Genomic DNA, 2,023 nt, shown 5'->3' with positions numbered 1-2,023 from the left:
AGAAGCACAAAGGTTTATTGGCGAGTTCAACTTTATAATCGGTGCCGCGTACCGCAATACATTTGTTTTCCAAATCCAATACCAATCCAACATGACGGGTTTGGCTAGCCGCAACATTCGTTGCAACTGGAGCGGGTTTACGCTGTAAATAAGGCGATAGTAAAAACACCAATAAAATCGATGCCAGTAACGGATAGATCGATGCACTCTGCCACAAGGCCGGCTGGCATATCGCTAATTTCAAACTGATAATTTGCCCCGGCAATTGCAGCTGCCGCTCAATAAACCTGTGCGCGTGTGAGTTTTCACTGGCAGAATCCAACTGTGACTGAGCATCAAATTGCTGCAAGCTGCTTACGCGTACCGATAAATTTTGTTCAATCAACAATGCATTCAGTTTTTGCAGGTATTCGCGCACCTGCGCAGGATTCCCAGCGAGATTCAAACTGGGATTAGGCAGCGACAAGCGCGGCAGATCCAGTGATACGCGATTTTCAACGGCGAGAATACTACGCTCCAGATTAAAATCCCGCTGCAGCGACATGCCAAAAAAATATGCCAATTGCAGCGCACAAAAACCGCCGACCAATAATAAGAGATGATAATAATTGAGCGTCTTTTTAAGTGAATCCAGACGCAATTGTTTAAACCCCGGCAATTTTATACCCAGGTGATTGATACGCAGCGTGTGCATTAGCGTTTCACTATGGATTGCGGACAACCTTCGGCAAAACTGAGCTCACCAAAATAGGTGGACTGCTGCTGTTGCGCGAGGTTGCCCAGAGTGGCTTGCAAGGCACAGAACAAATCCGTGTTGCGCCCATTCATTTTTAAATACCAGCTGCTGCCGCGAATATCGCTATTGCCAATAGCTTGAATATAATTTTCGGAAAATCGTTCAGCATCTTCTGCAGCCCAATAACTGGCGATCATATCCACTTTGCCACTCGCGAGTAATTCGCGCAGGCCGGTGTGGTTGTGGCTGTAAACAATGGACACATGTTCTTCACGCAAACCCAATTCGCGCAATAAATGCATAGGAATAATATGGCCGGAACGACTGGAGGGATAATCGAGCAAACCTATGCGGCGGCCGAGTAAATATTCGCGCGTTAAAATCGGTTTTTCATCGCGCCCAATTAAATAGGCTTGATACTGCGAATAACTCGCGAGGCGTTTGTAGCCGTGAGTATTTTCTGCATCGAAGGCTTGCACAATATTATCTTTGGTGTTGACCAAATCGCCGATGCCTTTGCCGATAAAGGTGATATCGGAAACATCGCCGGTGCCCCAATAAGCCTGCACTTGATGATATTGCCGCTGCACAACCGGATCGCCACACAATAAATTGGCGAGGTTGCGCGCGACCACTTGCGTGTTCATATAGACCGTTAATTTTTCAGCGGACGAATTACTGCCCGCCGTGCAGGTGTAGCTGTCTTCAATTAATGATGGCAAATGGTAGTCGAGCTTTGCCTGGCTATTTTTGCCCACAAACCACATAGCTAACACCGCCAAAAAAAATAGCGTGAAAGGAAAGCTGATGGGTGCAAAGATTTTTAAGTCGTTCATGCGTTTTTCCAGTGGCCCTTAACTGGCGTGCCGAAACTTGACCAGCTCATCCACAATCGTGGGCTGCTGTGTTTTTTTGGTCGTTCCAGCTGCTCAATTTTTGCAATATCCGTACCTTTGGCGCAGCAAATCGCAACCATTTATCTGATTTTGTCTATAAATCGATCTTTAATCCCCTAAAAGCCCTGAAATAAGCTGCTGGAAAGCCGTTTTACCGGCTTTTTAAGGCTTAATCCAACTGCAGCAAATCCCTGTCTGTCTGGTCAATTATTAAATTCCCGTCATTTATTGCAGCTGCGGATTCAGCTGCGCACCAAAGCAGATCAAGCACGCGCCAGATTGGCGAGAAAATGCCAACCCACCCCCAGACTCACTGCGAATTCCCGCACTTATCGCCCTATGGCACAGCTTCTGCTGCGCACCCAAGCCCAGATTGGAATCCACCTAAACC

Annotated in this window: 2 protein-coding genes; both read right to left on the bottom strand. The window is 47.1% G+C overall.

Features of this window, described 5'->3' with window-relative positions:
- Positions 1-694, bottom strand: a 694-nt coding sequence (locus ACWA6V_RS20975) for a hypothetical protein (RefSeq protein WP_449524306.1), incomplete at its 3' end; no start/stop codon positions are given.
- The gene (locus ACWA6V_RS20970) at positions 694-1,572 is read right to left on the bottom strand and encodes a PhnD/SsuA/transferrin family substrate-binding protein (protein WP_449524305.1); all 879 of its coding nucleotides are present in this window, start codon (positions 1,570-1,572) and stop codon (positions 694-696) included. The genes ACWA6V_RS20975 and ACWA6V_RS20970, both read right to left, overlap by 1 nt.
- Positions 1,573-2,023 lie beyond the last annotated feature (451 nt).

The sequence above is a fragment of the Cellvibrio sp. genome (assembly GCF_053579595.1).
This window is presented reverse-complemented; position numbering and strand designations above follow the sequence as displayed.